Source organism: Agromyces sp. NPDC055661, assembly GCF_053618135.1.
In genome coordinates this window covers 12,840-30,019 of the sequence record NZ_JBSHHC010000001.1, presented here as the reverse complement: position 1 = coordinate 30,019, position 17,180 = coordinate 12,840, and the positions used below count along the sequence as shown (strand labels likewise).

The 17,180-nt window shown below is 71.9% G+C and carries 14 protein-coding genes; 13 read left to right on the top strand and 1 reads right to left on the bottom strand.

Annotated elements, in window-relative coordinates; all coding sequences use genetic code 11:
- Positions 1 to 56 precede the first annotated feature (56 nt).
- The 3 genes from ACWGO8_RS00135 (at position 57) to ACWGO8_RS00125 (ending at position 6,888) form a co-directional block, all read left to right on the top strand.
- Positions 57 to 1,502, top strand: a complete 1,446-nt coding sequence (locus tag ACWGO8_RS00135; RefSeq protein WP_452041157.1) for a pyridoxal phosphate-dependent decarboxylase family protein — start codon at positions 57 to 59, stop codon at positions 1,500 to 1,502.
- A 72-nt stretch (positions 1,503 to 1,574) separates the two neighbouring features.
- On the top strand, positions 1,575 to 6,125 hold the full coding sequence (locus ACWGO8_RS00130; protein WP_452041156.1) for an ATP-dependent helicase: 4,551 nt from the start codon (positions 1,575 to 1,577) through the stop codon (positions 6,123 to 6,125).
- On the top strand, positions 6,112 to 6,888 hold the full coding sequence (locus ACWGO8_RS00125; RefSeq protein WP_452041155.1) for a DNA-formamidopyrimidine glycosylase family protein: 777 nt from the start codon (positions 6,112 to 6,114) through the stop codon (positions 6,886 to 6,888). The genes ACWGO8_RS00130 and ACWGO8_RS00125 overlap by 14 nt, the downstream gene beginning before the upstream one ends.
- Here the strand turns inward: ACWGO8_RS00125 and ACWGO8_RS00120 are convergent.
- Positions 6,885 to 7,235: a DUF1844 domain-containing protein gene (locus ACWGO8_RS00120; RefSeq protein ID WP_452041154.1), complete on the bottom strand. Its 351-nt coding sequence runs from the start codon at positions 7,233 to 7,235 to the stop codon at positions 6,885 to 6,887. The genes ACWGO8_RS00125 and ACWGO8_RS00120 overlap by 4 nt on opposite strands.
- A 271-nt stretch (positions 7,236 to 7,506) precedes the next feature.
- Here ACWGO8_RS00120 and infC point away from each other — a divergent pair, with 271 nt between their 5' ends.
- From infC to pheT, 10 genes are all read left to right on the top strand, one after another.
- Positions 7,507 to 8,133, top strand: a complete 627-nt coding sequence (infC, locus tag ACWGO8_RS00115) for a translation initiation factor IF-3 (protein WP_452043499.1) — start codon at positions 7,507 to 7,509, stop codon at positions 8,131 to 8,133.
- 49 nt (positions 8,134 to 8,182) lie between these two features.
- Positions 8,183 to 8,377: a 50S ribosomal protein L35 gene (gene rpmI / locus ACWGO8_RS00110; protein ID WP_148731620.1), complete on the top strand. Its 195-nt coding sequence runs from the start codon at positions 8,183 to 8,185 to the stop codon at positions 8,375 to 8,377.
- A 31-nt stretch (positions 8,378 to 8,408) separates the two neighbouring features.
- On the top strand, positions 8,409 to 8,795 hold the full coding sequence (gene rplT, locus ACWGO8_RS00105) for a 50S ribosomal protein L20 (protein ID WP_148731619.1): 387 nt from the start codon (positions 8,409 to 8,411) through the stop codon (positions 8,793 to 8,795).
- Between the two features lie 98 nt (positions 8,796 to 8,893).
- The gene (locus tag ACWGO8_RS00100; protein WP_452041153.1) at positions 8,894 to 9,706 is read left to right on the top strand and encodes a TrmH family RNA methyltransferase; all 813 of its coding nucleotides are present in this window, start codon (positions 8,894 to 8,896) and stop codon (positions 9,704 to 9,706) included.
- Positions 9,707 to 9,763: 57 nt separating this feature from the next.
- A complete protein-coding gene (locus tag ACWGO8_RS00095; RefSeq protein ID WP_452041152.1) occupies positions 9,764 to 10,552 on the top strand; it encodes an amino acid ABC transporter ATP-binding protein in 789 nt (262 codons plus the stop codon).
- A 58-nt stretch (positions 10,553 to 10,610) separates the two neighbouring features.
- Entirely contained in the window at positions 10,611 to 11,486 is an 876-nt protein-coding gene (locus ACWGO8_RS00090; RefSeq protein WP_452041151.1) for a glutamate ABC transporter substrate-binding protein, read from the top strand.
- A 72-nt stretch (positions 11,487 to 11,558) separates the two neighbouring features.
- Complete coding sequence (locus ACWGO8_RS00085) at positions 11,559 to 12,206, top strand: amino acid ABC transporter permease (protein ID WP_452041150.1); 648 nt, start codon at positions 11,559 to 11,561, stop codon at positions 12,204 to 12,206.
- Positions 12,203 to 13,132, top strand: a complete 930-nt coding sequence (locus ACWGO8_RS00080) for an amino acid ABC transporter permease (RefSeq protein ID WP_452041149.1) — start codon at positions 12,203 to 12,205, stop codon at positions 13,130 to 13,132. Before ACWGO8_RS00085 ends, ACWGO8_RS00080 begins: the two co-directional genes overlap by 4 nt.
- A 54-nt stretch (positions 13,133 to 13,186) precedes the next feature.
- Positions 13,187 to 14,227, top strand: coding sequence for a phenylalanine--tRNA ligase subunit alpha (gene pheS, locus ACWGO8_RS00075; protein ID WP_452041148.1), 1,041 nt, complete (start codon positions 13,187 to 13,189; stop codon positions 14,225 to 14,227).
- A gap of 3 nt (positions 14,228 to 14,230) precedes the next feature.
- Positions 14,231 to 16,774, top strand: coding sequence for a phenylalanine--tRNA ligase subunit beta (gene pheT, locus ACWGO8_RS00070; protein ID WP_452041147.1), 2,544 nt, complete (start codon positions 14,231 to 14,233; stop codon positions 16,772 to 16,774).
- Positions 16,775 to 17,180 lie beyond the last annotated feature (406 nt).

The window sequence follows — 17,180 nt, the reverse complement described above, 5'->3', positions numbered from 1 at the left end:
GGGCGTCGGAGCAGAATCGAAAGGCGCGCGCCAGGCGCGCGGAGGACAGGTGACTCATGGTCGAGCCCGGCGACTCCGGTCGCATCGCAGAGCCCTCGCTCGCAGCATCCTCGCCCGCCGAGCCCTCGCCGTACGACGAGGTGCTCGACGTCGCAGAACGGCACGCCCGGGCGTGGGTCTCGGGCATCCGGGAGCGGCCGATCCCGCCGCGGCTCGGCACCGACGAGGTGAAGGAGCGGCTCGGTCGCGACCTCCCCGAGTCGGGGGAGCCGGCCACCGAGGTGCTCGACCTGCTCGCCGAGGCATCCGAGCCCGGCCTCATGGCCATGGGGTCGCCGCGCTTCTACGGCTGGGTCATCGGCGGCACGCAGCCCGTCGCGCTCGCCGCGGACTGGATCGTCTCCGCCTGGGACCAGAACACGGGCCTGCGCGTGGTCACCCCGGCGGTCGTCGCGGTGGAGGAGCTCGCCGGCGAGTGGCTCGTCGACCTGCTCGGGCTCCCCGCCGGCAGCGAGGTCGGCTTCGTGACGGGCGCCACCATGGCGCAGTTCACCTGCATGGCCGCCGGACGCGACGAGGTGCTGCGCCGCGCCGGCTGGGACGTCGAGACCCAGGGCATGGCCGGCGGCCCGAAGGTGCGGTTCATCGCGGGGGAGGAGCGGCACGGCACGAACGACCTCGCCGCGCGCTACATCGGCCTCGGCAGCCCGATCATCGTGCCGAGCGACGAGCAGGGCCGCATCCGGGTCGACGAGCTGGAGCGCACCCTCGCCGAGGGCACCGGACCCGCGATCGTGCTGCTGCAGGCGGGCAACATCCACTCCGGCGCCTACGACGACTTCACCGCGGCGATCCGCGTCGCGCACGACGCCGGCGCCTGGGTGCACATCGACGGCGCATTCGGCCTGTGGGCCGCGGCGTCGCCGAAACTGCAGCACCTCGTCGCGGGCATGGACGGGGCCGATTCCTGGTCGTCCGACGCGCACAAGACGCTGAGCGTCCCGTACGACTGCGGCCTCGCCATCGTGCGCGACTCGAACGCCATGCACCGCGCCATGAGCATGCACGCGAGCTACCTCCAGGCGACCGACGTCGGCGCCGATCCGCACGAGAAGGCGCCCGAGCTCTCGCGGCGCGCGCGCGGCGTGCCGACCTGGGCCGTGCTGCGCACGCTCGGTCGCACCGGCGTCGCGGCGCTGGTCGAGCAGCTGTCGGATGCCGCGAGCGGCATCGCCGAGGGCGTGGGCCGGCTGCCCGGGGTCGAGGTGCTCAACGACGTGGTGTTCACTCAGGTCTGCATCGCGCTCGAGGACGACGCCGCGACCGAGGCGCTCAGCGAACGCCTGTGGGACGAGGGCGAGGTGCTCGCCATGACGTCGCGGTGGCACGACCGGGCGGTCGTGCGCTTCTCGGTGAGCAACTGGCAGACGGATGCCGCGCAGGTCCGACGCACGGTCGACGCCGTCGAGCGGGCGCTCGCCGCGGTGCGCGCCGGCGGGTAGGTCCGGCGCGCCTCGCGCACCAGTCGATCGGTTCCCAGCCGAGGTGTCGGTGGCATCCGGTTGAATGGAGGGATGGCCGAGGCGCTCGAGGCGTTCTCGCCCGCGACGCGGGCGTGGTTCACCGAATCCTTCGCCGCCCCCACCGAGGTGCAGCGTGGGGCGTGGCAGGCGATCGCGCGCGGCGACCACGCGCTCGTGGTCGCGCCGACGGGCTCCGGCAAGACCCTCGCGGCGTTCCTGTGGGCGATCGACCGGCTCCACCACGAGCGACTCGAGGAGCCCGTGGCGTCGCACGGCACTCGCGTGGTCTACCTCTCGCCGCTGAAGGCACTGGGGGTCGACGTCGAGCGCAACCTCCGGGCGCCGCTCGTGGGCATCGCCCGCACGGCGGCCGCGCTCGAGGTCGAGGTGCCCGAGGTCACGGTGGGCGTGCGATCGGGCGACACCCCGCCGGCCGAGCGCCGCACGCTCGTGACGAACCCCCCCGACATCCTCATCACCACGCCCGAGTCGCTCTTCCTCATGCTCACGTCGGCTGCGCGCGAGACGCTGCGCGGCGTCGAGACGGTCATCGTCGACGAGATCCACGCCATGGCGGGGACCAAGCGCGGCTCGCACCTCGCGCTCTCGCTCGAGCGGCTCGACGCCCTCGTCGGCGGGCCCGTGCAGCGGGTCGGGCTCTCGGCGACCGTGCGCCCGCACGAAGAGGTGGCGCGGTTCCTCGCCGGCACGCGCCCCGTCGCGATCGTGGCTCCGCCGTCGGGCAAGAAGTTCGACCTCGCGGTGCGCGTGCCCGTCGACGACCTCTCCGACCTCGCCGGCGAGACGGGCTCGGGCACGGTGTGGCCGCACGTCGAGGAGGCGATCCTCGACGAGGTGCTCGCGCACCGGTCCACCATCGTGTTCGCCAACTCGCGCCGGCTCGCCGAGCGCCTCACCGCGCGGCTCAACGAGCTCTGGGAGGAGCGCAACGCGCCCGTCGAGGCCGTCGAGGCCGCGGCATCCGTGGGCTGGCCCGCCGCCGGCCGACCCGGCCGACCGCCCGCCGAGCTGGCCGGCGCCTCGGGGCTCACAGGTGGCGCCGAGCCGATCATCGCCCGCTCCCACCACGGGTCGGTGAGCAAGGAGGAGCGCGCGCTCGTCGAGGCCGACCTCAAGGGCGGGCGCCTCCGGTGCGTCGTCGCCACCTCGAGCCTCGAGCTCGGCATCGACATGGGCGCCGTCGACCTCGTCATGCAGGTCGAGTCGCCGCCGTCGGTCGCGAGCGGCCTGCAGCGCATCGGGCGCGCGGGCCACCAGGTCGGCGAGGTGTCGAAGGGGCTCATCTACCCGAAGCACCGGGCCGACGTGCTGCACTCCGCCGTCGCCGCCGAGCGCATGATCGCCGGGGCGATCGAGGAGCTGCGCATCCCGGCGAACCCGCTCGACGTGCTCGCGCAGCAGACCATCGCCGCCGCCGCACTCGACGAGTGGGACGTCGAGGACTGGTTCGAGCTCGTCCGTCGCGCGGCGCCGTTCGGGGCCCTGCCCCGATCGGCCTTCGACGCGACCCTCGACCTGCTCGCGGGCCGCTACCCGTCCGATCGGTTCGGCGAGCTGCGACCGCGCATCGTCTGGGACCGGGACGCCGGCACGATCGTCGGCCGCCGGGGTGCCCAGCGGCTCGCGGTCACGAGCGGCGGCACGATCCCCGACCGCGGCATGTTCGGGGTGTTCATGATCGGCGAGGCCGGACCGGGCCGCCGGGTGGGCGAGCTCGACGAGGAGATGGTCTACGAGTCCCGCGTGGGCGACGTCTTCGCACTCGGCGCCACGAGCTGGCGCATCCAGGAGATCACGCACGACCGGGTGCTCGTCGCGCCCGCCGCGGGCGAGCCGGGCCGGCTCCCGTTCTGGAAGGGCGACGGCATCGGGCGTCCAGCCGAGCTCGGCGAGGCGATCGGCGGGTTCATCACCGAACTCGCGAGTGCGCCCACGGCCGACGCGCTCGTGCGCAGCCGCGCGGCCGGGCTCGACGAGCGCGCCGCGAAGAACCTCGTCGCGTTCATCGACGACCAGCGCGCGGCCACCACCGTCGTGCCCGACGGCGCCAACCTCGTGGTCGAGCGCTTCCGCGACGAGCTCGGCGACTGGCGCATCGTGCTGCACTCGCCCTACGGCATGCGCGTGCACGCCCCGTGGGCGCTCGCGATCGGCGCGCGCGTGCAGGAGGAGCTCGGCGTCGACGCGAACGCCGTCGCGAGCGACGACGGCATCGTGCTGCGCATGCCCGACACCGGCGACGAGCCGCCCGGGGCCGAGCTGTTCACGTTCGAGCCCGCCGAGCTCGCCCAGATCGTCACCCAGCACGTCGGCGGGTCCGCCCTGTTCGCGTCGCGGTTCCGCGAGTGCGCGGCGCGGGCGCTCATCCTGCCGAAGACCAACCCCGGCCGCCGCTCGCCGCTCTGGCAGCAGCGCCAGCGGGCGTCGCAGCTCCTCGAGGTCGCGCGCGACTACCCCGACTTCCCGATCCTGCTCGAGGCCGTGCGCGAGTGCCTGCAAGACGTCTACGACCTGCCCGCGCTCACCCGCATCGCCGAGCGCATCGAGCGACGCCAACTGCGCTTCGTCGAGGTGAGCACGGAGTCGCCGAGCCCCTTCGCGGCGAGCCTCCTGTTCGGCTACGTCGGCGCGTTCATGTACGAGGGCGACGCCCCGCTCGCCGAGCGCCGCGCCGCGGCCCTGTCGCTCGATCCGGCACTCCTGGCCGAGCTGCTCGGCACCGTCGAGCTGCGCGAGCTCCTCGACCCCGAGGTGGTGGTCGAGACCGAGCGGATGCTGCAGCGCCTCGATCCCGAACGCCGGGCCCGGGGCGACGAGGGCGTCGCCGACCTGCTCCAGGGGCTCGGGCCGATCACCGCCGACGAGATCGCCGAGCGCGTCGACGCCGAGACCGATGCCGCGACGGCGATCGACGCGCTCGTGGCCGCACGCCGTGCGGCCCGCGTGCGCTTCGCGGGCCGCGACTGGATCGTCGCCGTCGAGGACGTCTCGCGCCTGCGTGACGCGCTCGGCGTGCCGATCCCGCCCGGACTGCCCGAGGCGTTCGAGGAGTCGGTGCGCGATCCGCTCGGCGACCTCGTGAGCCGCTTCGCCCGCACGCACGGCCCGTTCACCACGCAGCAGGTCGCCGAGCGCTTCGGCATCGGCCAGGCCGTCGCCCGCGCGTCGCTCGGGCGCCTCGCCGCCGAGCGGCGCCTCGTCGAGGGCGAGTTCCTGCCGGGCGGAGCGGGGCTCGAATGGTGCGACTCGGGGGTCCTCCGGCGCATCCGCCGTCGCTCGCTCGCCGCCCTGCGTGAGGAGGTCGAGCCCGTCGAGCCCCGCCAGCTCGCCCGTTTCCTCCCCGAGTGGCAGCACGTCGGCGGCCGCCTGCACGGCGTCGACGGGGTCGCCGCCGTGGTCGAGCAACTCGAAGGAGTCCGCATCCCCGCGTCGGCGTGGGAGGCGTTCGTGCTGCCCGCGCGCGTCGACGACTACCGACCCGGCATGCTCGACGAGCTCACGGCATCGGGCGAGGTGCTCTGGGCCGGGGCGGGCACGCTCGCCGGCGACGACGGCTGGATCAGCCTGCACCTCGCCGAGACCGCCGCGCTCACCCTGCCGCCGCCCGAGGCGGGCCCGCTCGACCCGCTCGAGGCCGAGCTGCTCGCCGTGCTCGGCGGTGGCGGCGGCTACTTCTTCCGCCAGCTCGTCGAGGCCGTCGGCGCCGACGACGACCGCGCGGTCATCGAGGCGCTCTGGCGGCTCGTCTGGGCCGGACTCGTGACGAACGACACGTTCGCCCCGGTGCGCGGCCTGCTCGCCGGCGGCGGCGCGCACAAGACCCGCGCGCCCGCGCCGCGGGCCAGGATGCGCGGCCGATCGCTGACCCGCCGGGCGCTCGCGGCGTCCGTCACGTCGGATCGCGCGGCCCGCGCCGCCGCGAACCCCGCGCACGCGGCCGGACGATGGTCGGTCGTGCCCCTCGCGACCTCGGCCGCGACGCCGCGCGCCCAGGCCCTCGGCGAGACGTTGCTCGAACGCTACGGCGTCGTCACGCGAGGGTCCGTCGTGGCCGAGGGGATCGTGGGCGGGTTCGCCCTCGCGTACCGGTCGCTCTCCGCGTTCGAGGACTCCGGACGCGTTCGCCGCGGGTACTTCGTCGACGGCTTGGGCGGCGCGCAGTTCGCGACGACCGCCGCGGTCGACCGGCTCCGTGCCCAACCCGCAAGCGGGGCGATCGCGCTCGCGGCCACCGACCCCGCCAACCCGTTCGGCGCCGCGCTCGACTGGCCCGAGCCGCCCGGCGACGGCTCGCACCGGCCGGCCCGCAAGGCAGGCGCCTTCGTCACCATGGTCGACGGCGAGGCGACGCTCTACCTCGAGCGCGGCGGGCGCACCGCTCTCGCGTTCACCGACGATGCGGAGGTGCTCGGCGCCTCCGCGACCGCGCTGGCCGACGCGCTCCGCCGCGCGCGAGCCGAGCGCCTGCGCGTCGAGACCGTCAACGGCGACAACGTCTACGGCTCGGTGCTCGACCCCGCGCTGCGCGCGGCCGGCTTCCGCGAGACGCCCAGGGGACTGAGGTTCGATGCCCGAGGGTGACACCGTCTACCAGGCGGCCCGTCGGCTCGACCAGGCGCTCACGGGCCGCACCGTGGAGCGCACCGACTTCCGCGTGCCGGCCTACGCCACCGTCGACCTCGCCGGGCAGCCCGTGCACTCGGTGGGCAGCCGCGGCAAGCACCTGCTCATGCGGATCGGCGACCAGGTCGTGCACTCGCACCTGAAGATGGAAGGGGAGTGGCGCGTCTACCGCCCCGGGCAGCGGTGGACGCGCCCGGGCTTCCAGGCGCGTGCGGTCGTCCAGGTGCCCGGCGCGGTGGCGGTCGGATTCGACCTCGGGGTGCTCGAGGTGTTCCCGGCGAGCGAGGAGGCCGACCGCATGGCGTACCTCGGGCCCGACCTGCTCGGACCCGACTGGGACGCCGCCGAGGCCATCGCGCGGATCGCGTCGCGGCCCGACGTGCCGATCGCGGTCGCCCTCGGCGAGCAGCGCAACCTCGCCGGCCTCGGCAACGTGTACGTCAACGAGGCGTGCTTCGTGCGCGGCCTCCGACCCGATCGCGCGACCGGCACGGTCGACGTGCCGCCGCTGGTCGAGGTCGCGCGGCGCATGATCGTCGCGAACCGCGACCGGATCGCACGCACGACCACGGGCAACGACCGACGCGGCGAGCGGCTCTGGGTCTACGGGCGCGGCGGCGAGCCGTGCCGTCGGTGCGGCACGACGATCGAGCACGGCCGGCTGGGCCGCAACGACGTCGAGCTCCGCGACACCTGGTGGTGCCCGAGCTGCCAGGCCTAGGTGACGGGGCCGGTCCACTTCTCGCCGGGGCCCTGGCCGATGGCGTCGGGGATCGGCGAGGCCTCGCGGAACGCGAGCTGGAGCGAGCGCAGTCCGTCGCGCAGGGAGCGCGCGTGCATGTCGCTGATCTCGGGCGCGCCAGCCGTGATGAGCCCGGCGAGCGCGTTGATGAGCTTGCGCGCCTCGTCGAGGTCGACCTGCGACTCGGGGTCGTCGGCGAGGCCCACCTTCACCGCGGCGGCGCTCATGAGGTGCACGGCCGCGGTCGTGATGACCTCCACGGCGGGGACCTCGGCGATATCGCGGGTGGCGTCGGCGACGTTGGACTCGTCTGAACTGTTGCTCACAGACATCCTCTGTTAGACTACTGCGGGCCCGGGGCCAGTCCCCGGTACGAAAGTGGAGATTCTCCCACCCGCGCATACCGCTTCATCAAGGTTACCGGGTCGATTGCACTCCGCTTCCACGCCACCGAGCCGCCGGCTCAGGCAGGAAGTAGACAGGGTGCCGTAGTGCCGCATGGTGTGATTCCATGCGAGCCTGCGTGGATCTTCCGCTCTCGTCGACGGGCGGCATCCGCCTCCCGTTCGAGCACAGCTTGAGTAGAGGAGAACACGCATCAGCGATCCGCGTACCAATGACCGTATCCGCGTTCCCGAGGTCCGCCTCGTGGGACCTGGCGGGGAGCAGGTCGGCGTCGTGAAGATCGAGGTGGCCCTGCGGCTCGCGCAGGAGGCCGACCTCGATCTCGTCGAGGTCGCACCCAACTCGCGTCCGCCGGTCGTCAAGATCATGGACTACGGCAAGTACAAGTACGAGGCTGCGCAGAAGGCCAAGGAGGCTCGGCGCAACCAGGCGAACACGATCCTCAAGGAGGTCCGGTTCCGCCTCAAGATCGACAAGCACGACTACGAGACCAAGATGAAGCGCGCCGTCGGCTTCCTGAAGGCCGGCGACAAGGTCAAGGCGATGATCCTGTTCCGAGGCCGCGAGCAGTCGCGTCCCGAGATGGGCGTCCGCCTCCTGCAGCGCTTCGCGGAAGACGTGGTGGAGTTCGGCACCGTCGAGCACAACCCCACGATCGACGGCCGCAACATGGTCATGGTCATCGCTCCTCTGAAGAACAAGTCCGAGGCCAAGGCCGAGGCGAATGCACAGCGTGCTGCGGCGAAGGCGCGACCGGCGGCGGATGCCGCGGGCGAGCCCGACACGCAGGCGGCCGAGTCCACCGAGGATCAGGCCTAGCACCCCCGTCCGCCACTCCGGTGGCGGCAGAACCAAGGAGAAACACGAGATGCCGAAGCAGAAGACCCACTCCGGGTCCAAGAAGCGCTTCAAGATCACCGGTACCGGGAAGCTCAAGAAGCAGCAGGCCGGCATGCGCCACAACCTCGAGGGCAAGTCCTCGGTGCGCACCCGCCGCCTCAACGCGGACAAGGTCCTGTCGGCCCCCGACACCAAGGTCGTCAAGAAGCTTCTCGGCCGCTGAGCCGCGAGACCCGTAAGGAAGAAACAGAGCAATGGCAAGAGTGAAGAGGGCGGTCAACGCCCACAAGAAGCGTCGGGTCATCCTGGAGCGCGCCGAGGGCTACCGCGGTCAGCGGTCGCGCCTCTACCGCAAGGCGAAGGAGCAGGTCACCCACTCGCTCGTCTACTCCTACAACGACCGCCGCAAGAAGAAGGGCGACTTCCGTCGCCTCTGGATCCAGCGGATCAACGCGGCCTCGCGTCAGAACGGCCTCACCTACAACCGCTTCATCCAGGGCCTCGGCCTGGCGGGCATCGAGGTCGACCGTCGCATCCTCGCCGAGCTCGCCGTGAACGAGCCCGCGACCTTCGCGGCGCTCGTCGAGAGCGCCAAGCAGGCCCTCCCGGCCGACACCTCGGCCCCGAAGACCGCGGCGTAGCCACTGCTTCGGCCCTGACGGCCCGGCACCCCCGATCCCCGGGGTGCCGGGCCGTTTCGCATGTCCGCCGGGGCATCCGTCGTCCCTAGACTGGCTGCATGCTCGAGAACCCGAGGTCGCCGCGCGTCCGCGCCGTCGCGAAGCTCGCGAAGAAGCCGGCTCGCGTCGAGAGCGGGCTGTTCCTGCTCGAGGGCCCGCAGGCCGTCGCCGAGGCGCTCACCTTCCGCCCGCAGCTCGTCGTCGAGCTCTACGCGACGCCCACGGCCCTCGAGCGCTACACCGACATCGCGCAGACGGCCGTCGACGCGGGCGTCGACGTCGAGTTCGTGACCGAGGAGGTCCTCGACGCGATGGCCGACACGGTCACGCCGCAGGGCTTCGTCGCCGTCTGCCACCAGTTCCCGACCGCCGTGAAGGACGTGTTCGCGGCCGGGCCGCGCCTGATCGCGATCCTCGAGGAGGTGCGCGACCCCGGCAACGCGGGCACCATCGTCAGGGCTGCGGATGCCGCGGGCGCCGACGCCGTGGTCTTCACCGGGCGCACCGTGGACCTGTACAACCCCAAGGTCGTGCGCAGCTCGACCGGATCGATCTTCCACCTCCCGGTCGCCGTCGGCGGCCACCTCGAGGACGTGCTCGAGCGCGCCCGGGCCGCCGGCCTCACGGTGCTCGCCGCAGACGTGAAGGGCGAAGACCTCTTGGCCGCCCGCACCGAGGGCGTGCTCGAGCGTCCGACGGCGTGGCTGTTCGGCAACGAGGCGCGCGGGCTGCCCGAGGAGCAGCTCGCGCTCGCCGATCGCGTGGTCACGGTTCCCATCTACGGACACGCCGAATCGATGAACCTCGCGACCGCGGCATCCGTGTGCCTGTATGAGAGCGCGTTCGCGCAGCGCAGCGCGCATCACGAATAGGTAACCACCGGCGTCGTCCCTTTGTGGCCCCTCCGCGGGGGGCCCTAGTTTGGGGGGATGGAGCCAACCCAGCAGGCGCCCGCGACGTCGAACATCTCGGTGCGCCGCGGCGAACCCCTCGTGGTCGTCGAGCACGTCGAGAAGCACTTCGGCGAACTGCACGTGCTGAACGACATCAACACCGTCGTCAACCGCGGCGAGGTCGTCGTCGTGATCGGGCCGAGCGGCTCCGGCAAGTCGACGCTGTGCCGGGCGATCAACCGCCTCGAGACCATCGACTCCGGGTCGATCGCCATCGACGGCGAGCGGCTGCCAGAGGAGGGCGCCGCGCTCGCGAAGCTGCGGGCCGACGTCGGCATGGTGTTCCAGTCGTTCAACCTCTTCGCGCACAAGAGCGTGCTCGAGAACGTGACGCTGGCGCCGATCCGGGTGAAGCGGATGTCCCGCAAGGACGCCGAGGCGCGGGCCATGGAGCTGCTCGAGCGCGTGGGCGTCGCGAGCCAGGCGAAGAAGCTGCCCGCACAGCTCTCGGGCGGCCAGCAGCAGCGCGTCGCGATCGCCCGGTCGCTCGCCATGAACCCGAAGCTCATCCTGATGGACGAGCCGACGAGCGCGCTCGACCCCGAGATGATCAACGAGGTGCTCGACGTCATGGTCGGGCTGGCCGAGCAGGGCATGACGATGATCGTCGTCACCCACGAGATGGGCTTCGCCCGTCGCGCGGCCGACCGCGTGCTGTTCATGGCCGACGGGCGCATCGTCGAGGAGGCGACGCCCGCGCAGTTCTTCGACCACCCGCAGACCGACCGCGCGAAGGATTTCCTCTCGAAGATCCTCGAGCACTGAGAAGCCTGCGCTGCCACGAGCGGCGAGGGAACACCCACACGAGAAGAGGCAGAGACACATGAAACGGATGAGATTCGCACTCGTCGCGGCGGGCGCCGCGACGGCCCTCGCCCTTGCGGGCTGCGCCGGAGGCGGCGACTCCGGCGGCGAGGCCGAGGAGACGCCCACCGCCGCCCCCACCTTCGAGGCCGGCACGACCATGGCGGAGCTGTCCGACGCGGGCAAGATCACGATCGGCACCAAGTTCGACCAGCCGCTGTTCGGCCTCGTCGGACCGTCGGGCGAGCCCGAGGGCTTCGACGTCGAGATCGGCAAGATCATCGCTTCCGAGCTCGGCATCTCCGAGGACAACATCGAGTGGGTCGAGACCGTGTCGGCCAATCGCGAGCCGTTCATCCAGAACGGCCAGGTGGACATCGTCGTCGCGACGTACACGATCAATGACAAGCGCAAGGAGGTCGTCTCCTTCGCGGGTCCGTACTACATGGCCGGGCAGTCGATCCTCGTGCTCGCCGACAACGACGACATCGAGAGCGAAGACGACCTCGTGGGCCAGCCGGTCTGCTCGGTGACGGGCTCGACGCCCGCCGCGAAGCTCGCCGAGATCGGCGCCGAGCCGGTGCTCACCGACACGTACTCGAACTGCCTCGAGCCGCTGCGCAGCGGCCAGGTGGTCGCCGTGTCGACCGACAACGTGATCCTCGCGGGCCTCGCGGCCCAGAACGAGGGCGAGTTCAAGGTCGTGGGCAAGCCCTTCACCGAGGAGCCCTACGGCATCGGCCTCGCGCTCGAGGACACCGAGTTCCGCATGTGGATCAACGACGTGCTCGAGAAGGCCGAGGAGGACGGCCGCTACGAGGAGGCGTGGAACGAGACGGCCGGCACGGTGCTGCCGTTCGTCGACCCGCCTGCTGTCGACCGCTACGAGAACTGACCGATGGATGACCCGGGCCGAGCCTGAACGGCCGGCCCGGGTCCATCCGCACCGCACGGGCGAAGGGAATCCGTGGACGCCGTCATCGACAACCTGCCGACCTACCTGAACGGGTTCGGCACGACCGTCCTGCTCCTGATCGTGAGCGGGCTCTCGGCGCTCGTGATCGGCACTCTGGTGGCGGCGATGCGCATCTCGCCGGTCGCGACCCTGCGGGTCGTCGCGACGGTCTACACCGAGATCGTGCGCAACACGCCGCTGACGCTCGTGCTGATCTTCTGCGCGCTGGTGCTGCCGTACCTGGGCTCGCGACTGCCGTACCTCATCACGGCGATCATCGCGCTGTCGGTCTACACGTCGCCGTTCGTCGCCGAGGCGCTGCGCTCCGGCATCAACGGCGTCCCGGTCGGCCAGGCCGAGGCCGCCCGCAGCGTCGGCCTCGGATTCCGGCAGACCGTCTCGCTGGTCATCTTCCCCCAGGCGTTCCGGATGACGATCCCGCCCCTCATCAACGTCTTCATCGCCCTCACCAAGAACACGTCCGTCGCCGGCGGGTTCTTCGTCGTCGAGCTGTTCGCGGTCGGCAAGCAGCTCGCGAACGACAACGGCGACGCCGTCATCCCGATCCTGCTCGGGGTGGCGACCTTCTACCTCATCATCACGGTTCCGCTCGGCTTGCTCGCGGTCCAACTCGAGCGGAAGTGGGTGGTGCAGCGATGAGCAACGCCAACGTGCTGTTCGACGCGCCGGGCCCCCGCGCCAAGGTGCTCTCGCGCACGCTCTCCGTCGTCACCGCCCTGCTCGTGGCCGGCGGGCTGCTCTGGATGTTCCTGGTGCTGAACTCACCCAAGGAGTCCGGCGGCATCACCCTGCCGGGCATGTTCGACGAGTCGCGCTGGGACGTCTTCGCGGACCCCGAGGTCTGGGGCTTCATCTGGCAGGGCGTCCTGAACACGCTGCGAGCCGCGCTCGTCGCGTCGGTGCTCGCGGTCGCGCTCGGCGTCGTGCTCTCGCTCCTGCGGAGCGCCCGGAACCCGTGGATCCGGATCCCGACGGCGGTCGTCATCGAGTTCTTCCGTGGCATGCCGGTCCTGCTGATGATGCTGTTCATCCTGCTGGTGTTCGCGACGGGCGACTACTGGGCGGTCGTGGCGGCGCTCGCCATCTACAACGGCGCGCTCATCGGCGAGGCCCTCCGAGCCGGCCTGGCCGCGCTGCCGCGCGGGCAGCGGGAGGCGGCGCTCAGCCTCGGCATGCGCCAGCTGCAGTCGAAGATGCTCGTGGAGTTCCCGCAGGCGTTCCGGCAGATGCTGCCGATCATCGTCGCCCAGCTGGTCGTGCTCCTGAAGGACACGTCGCTCGGCTTCATCGTGGGCTACCCCGAACTGCTGCGCACGACGATGAACAACCTCTCGAGCTTCTTCGGCAACCGCTACCTCTTCCCGCTGTGGCTCATCACGTTCCTCATCTACCTCGTGATGAACCTCAGCCTGTCGTGGTTCGCCCGCTGGCTGGCCCGGCGCGGCGACCGCCGCTACCGCACGGGGGCCAAGCGCGGCGGACCCGCGCCCGAGGATCCGAACCAGGGGATGCTGCTCACCGAGGCGCGTGCGGAGGCGCGCGGCACCGGCGGGGGCCCGCCCTGATCCGCCCGCGGCCGGGCCGGAACCGCGCGTGCCCGCCCGCTAGACTCGTTCCTTGTGTCCGAGCCCCGTGAAATCACCGAGCAGGCCGTCGAGGCGGCCGTCGACGCCGCGCTCGCGGCGATCGCCGCGGCGGGCGACTCCGCTGCGCTGAAGCAGGTCCGCACCGAGCACACGGGGGAGAAGTCGACCCTCGCGCAGCTCAACGCCGAGCTCCGCAACGTGCCGAACGACCAGAAGGCCGCCCTCGGCAAGCTGGTGGGCGGCGCGCGCGGCCGCGTGAACCAGGCGTTCGCGGTGCGCGAGGCCGAGATCCTCGAGGCCGAGGCGGCCGCCCAGCTCGAGGCGGAGACCGTCGACGTCACGGCGCTGCCGTCGCGGTACACGGCCGGCGCGCGGCATCCGCTCGCCCTGCTGCAAGACCGGGTGTGCGACGTCTTCACCGGCATGGGGTGGGAGATCGCCGAGGGCCCCGAGGTCGAGAGCGAGTGGTTCAACTTCGACGCGCTGAACTTCGACGCCGACCACCCTGCGCGCGCCATGCAGGACACGTTCTTCGTCGACCCGCCCGAGGCGCACCTCGTGCTGCGCACGCACACGAGCCCGGTGCAGGTGCGCTCGATGCTCGAGCGGGAGGTGCCGATCTACGTGCTCGCGCCGGGACGCGTCTACCGCACCGACGAGTTCGACGCGACGCACCTGCCAGTCTTCATGCAGTTCGAGGGCCTCGCCGTCGACAAGGGCCTCACCATGGCGCACCTGCGCGGCACCCTCGACCACTTCGTGAAGTCGATCTTCGGCGAGGAGGCGAAGGTGCGCCTGCGCCCGAGCTTCTTCCCGTTCACCGAGCCGAGCGCCGAGCTCGACTTCTGGCACCCGACCTTCAAGGACGGGCCGCGCTGGATCGAGTGGGGCGGGTGCGGCATGGTGCATCCCAACGTACTGAAGGCCGCGGGCATCGACCCCGAGGTCTACACGGGCTTCGCGTTCGGCATGGGGATCGAGCGGGGGCTCATGCTCCGCAACGGCGTGCAGGACATGCGCGAGATGGTCGAGGGAGACGTCCGGTTCTCCCAGCAGTTCGGAATGGTGGTCTGACCGATGCGAGTGCCCCTCAGCTGGCTCGCCGAATACGTCGAGCTCGTGCCGGGTTCGACGCCCGAAGACGTGCACGCCGCCCTCGTACAGGTCGGCCTCGAGGAGGAGGACGTGCACACGTTCGAGCTCGAGGGCCCGATCGTCGTGGGCGAGGTCCTCGAGTTCACCGAGGAGCCGCAGTCCAACGGCAAGACCATCCGCTGGTGCCAGGTGCGCGTCGCGCCAGACGGCGAGACGGCGGCCGACGGCGGCGACGCGGTGCACGGCATCGTGTGCGGCGCCCGCAACTTCTTCGTCGGCGACAAGGTCGTGGTGACGCTGCCGGGTGCGGTGCTGCCCGGCCCGTTCCCGATCGCGGCGCGCAAGACCTACGGGCACGTGTCCGACGGCATGATCGCCTCGGCGCGCGAGCTCGGCCTCGGCGACGACCACGAGGGCATCCTGCGGCTGTCGACGATCGGCATCGACGCGCCCGTCGGCACCGACGCCATCGAGCTGCTCGGCCTGAACGACGCCGCCGTCGAGATCAACGTGACGCCCGACCGCGGCTACGCGTTCTCCATCCGCGGCGTCGCCCGCGAGTACGCGCACGCGACCGGCGCCCGCTACCGCGACCCGGTCGAGCTGTCGAGTCCGGCGGCCCCTGAGCAGGTCGAAGGGGCCTCCGGCGACGTGTTCCCCGTCGAGATCCGCGACGAGGCGCCCATCCGCGGCCGCGTCGGCTCGTCGGTGTTCGCGACGCGCATCGTGCGCGACGTGGACCCGGCCCGCCCCACCCCGGCGTGGATGGTCGCGCGGCTGAAGCTCGCCGGCATCCGCTCGCTCTCGGTCCTCGTCGACATCACGAACTACGTCATGCTCGAGCTCGGCCAGCCGATCCACGGCTACGACCTCGACCGCCTGCAGGGCGGCATCGTCGTGCGTCGCGCGACCCCGGGCGAGACGATCACGACGCTCGACGGCAAGGAGCGCCGCCTCGATCCCGAGGACCTCCTCATCACGGACGACCGCGGCGCCATCGGCATCGCCGGCGTCATGGGCGGCGCCGACACCGAGATGTCGGATGCCACGCGCAACGTGCTCATCGAGGCTGCGAACTTCGACCCGGTTTCGATCGCCCGCTCGGCGCGGCGTCACAAGCTCCCGAGCGAGGCGTCCAAGCGGTTCGAGCGCGGCGTGGACCCGCAGATCGCCGCCGCGGCGGCGACACGCGTCGCGCAGCTCATGGTCGACCTCGCGGGCGGCACCGCCGACGTCGGCGGCTCGCTCATCCACGAGGCGCCCGAGCGCGAGGCGATCCTGCTGCCCGACGGCTACGTGAGCGAGCTCATCGGCGTCGAGTACACCGGCGAGGAGGTGCATGACGCGCTCGCCGAGATCGGCGGGGCGATCACGCGCACCGCCGACGGATTCTCGGTCGTGCCGCCGTCGTGGCGTCCCGACCTCACCGGCAAGGCCGACCTCGCCGAGGAGGTGGCCCGCCTCGCCGGGTACCACCGCATCCCGTCGGTGCTGCCCGTCGCACCGCCCGGACGCGGCCTCACGCGCTCGCAGCGCATCCGGCGCCGGGTCGCCGACGCGCTCGCCGCGGCCGGGTCCACCGAGGTGCTCTCCTTCCCCTTCGCGACCGAGGACGAGAACGCGCTGTTCGGCAGCGCCGACGGAATGTCCGTGGCATCCGTGAAGCTCGCGAACGCGCTCGACGCCTCGACGGCGCTCATGCGGCGCTCGCTGCTGCCGGGGCTCATCGCCGCGGCCAAGCGCAACCGCTCGCGCGGGCTCGTCGACGTCTCGCTGTTCGAGCTCGGGCTCGTGTTCCTGCCCGAAGCGGGCGTCACCTACGGCGGCGCCGAGCTGCCCGTCGGCGACCGGCGTCCGACCGAGGCGGCGCTCCAGGCGCTGCAGGCGGGCATCCCGCCGCAGCCCCGGCACGTCGGCGCGCTCCTCGTGGGCGACGTCGTGACGAAGCAGCCCGGCCAGGCCGCGGTCCCCGCCGGCATCGTGGACGCGCTCGACGTCGTTCGCCAGGTCGCGCTCGCGGTCGGCGCCGAGATCGAGGTGGCGCAGGGCTCGCACCAGGCGCTGCACCCGGGTCGCACCGCCGAGCTGCGGGTGGCCGGACGACCGGTCGGGTTCGCGGGCGAGCTGCTGCCGTCGGTCGCCGAGGAGAACGACCTGCCGCGCGTCGTCGCCGTCGTCGAGCTCGACCTCGACGCGGTCATCGGGCTCACCGAGCCGAGGCTCGAGGCGGGCCAGATCGGCACCTACCCGGCGGCGACGCAGGACCTCTCGCTCCTCGTCGACGCGGACGTGCCCGCATCGGCCGTGGCGGGAGCGGTCCGCGAGGGCGCCGGCGCCCTGCTCGAGGAGCTGCACCTCGTCGACGACTACCGCGGCGCCGGGGTGCCCGATGGGTCGAAGAGCCTGACGTTCGCGCTGCGGTTCCGCGCCGACGATCGCACGCTCACGGCCGCCGAGGCCAGCGAGGCGAAGCTCGCGGGTGCCGCGGTCGCGGGCGAGCGCACGGGCGCGGCGATCAGGGAGTAGCGGGCGGGCGGCGTCTGCACGCCCGCGGCTGCTCGCAGCAGCCCGGGAGAGTACGTCTCCGCAGAATCGGTGGATTCGTCGACCTGTCGATGAGTCGACTTGTCGACTTGTCGACTTGTCGACTTGTTGACTTGTTGACTTGTTGACTTGTCGACTTGTCGAGGAGTTGATTTGTCGCCCGATTGATTAGTCGCCGAGTTGACGGGTCCACCGATTCTGCGGATGGGAAGTGCCATCCCTGCCGATGAGGAAGTGCGACCGCTGGCTGTCCGGATGATCGGAGGAAGTCGCCGCGCCGGCGATCCAGGACTGCGAGACCAGGCGCGCGTCAAGAGGAGCGAGACCAGGCGCGCGTCAAGACGGCGAGACCAGGCGCGCGTCAAGAGGAGCGAGACCAGGCGCGCGT

Excerpts from the sequence above, each read along its gene's own strand:
- ACWGO8_RS00135 (WP_452041157.1), top strand. The coding sequence starts at position 57 with ATGGTCGAGCCCGGCGACTCCGGTCGCATCGCAGAGCCCTCGCTCGCA.
- ACWGO8_RS00130 (WP_452041156.1), top strand. The coding sequence starts at position 1,575 with ATGGCCGAGGCGCTCGAGGCGTTCTCGCCCGCGACGCGGGCGTGGTTC.
- ACWGO8_RS00125 (WP_452041155.1), top strand. The coding sequence starts at position 6,112 with ATGCCCGAGGGTGACACCGTCTACCAGGCGGCCCGTCGGCTCGACCAG.
- rpmI (WP_148731620.1), top strand. The coding sequence starts at position 8,183 with ATGCCGAAGCAGAAGACCCACTCCGGGTCCAAGAAGCGCTTCAAGATC.
- rplT (WP_148731619.1), top strand. The coding sequence starts at position 8,409 with ATGGCAAGAGTGAAGAGGGCGGTCAACGCCCACAAGAAGCGTCGGGTC.
- ACWGO8_RS00100 (WP_452041153.1), top strand. The coding sequence starts at position 8,894 with ATGCTCGAGAACCCGAGGTCGCCGCGCGTCCGCGCCGTCGCGAAGCTC.
- ACWGO8_RS00095 (WP_452041152.1), top strand. The coding sequence starts at position 9,764 with ATGGAGCCAACCCAGCAGGCGCCCGCGACGTCGAACATCTCGGTGCGC.
- ACWGO8_RS00090 (WP_452041151.1), top strand. The coding sequence starts at position 10,611 with ATGAAACGGATGAGATTCGCACTCGTCGCGGCGGGCGCCGCGACGGCC.
- ACWGO8_RS00080 (WP_452041149.1), top strand. The coding sequence starts at position 12,203 with ATGAGCAACGCCAACGTGCTGTTCGACGCGCCGGGCCCCCGCGCCAAG.
- pheT (WP_452041147.1), top strand. The coding sequence starts at position 14,231 with ATGCGAGTGCCCCTCAGCTGGCTCGCCGAATACGTCGAGCTCGTGCCG.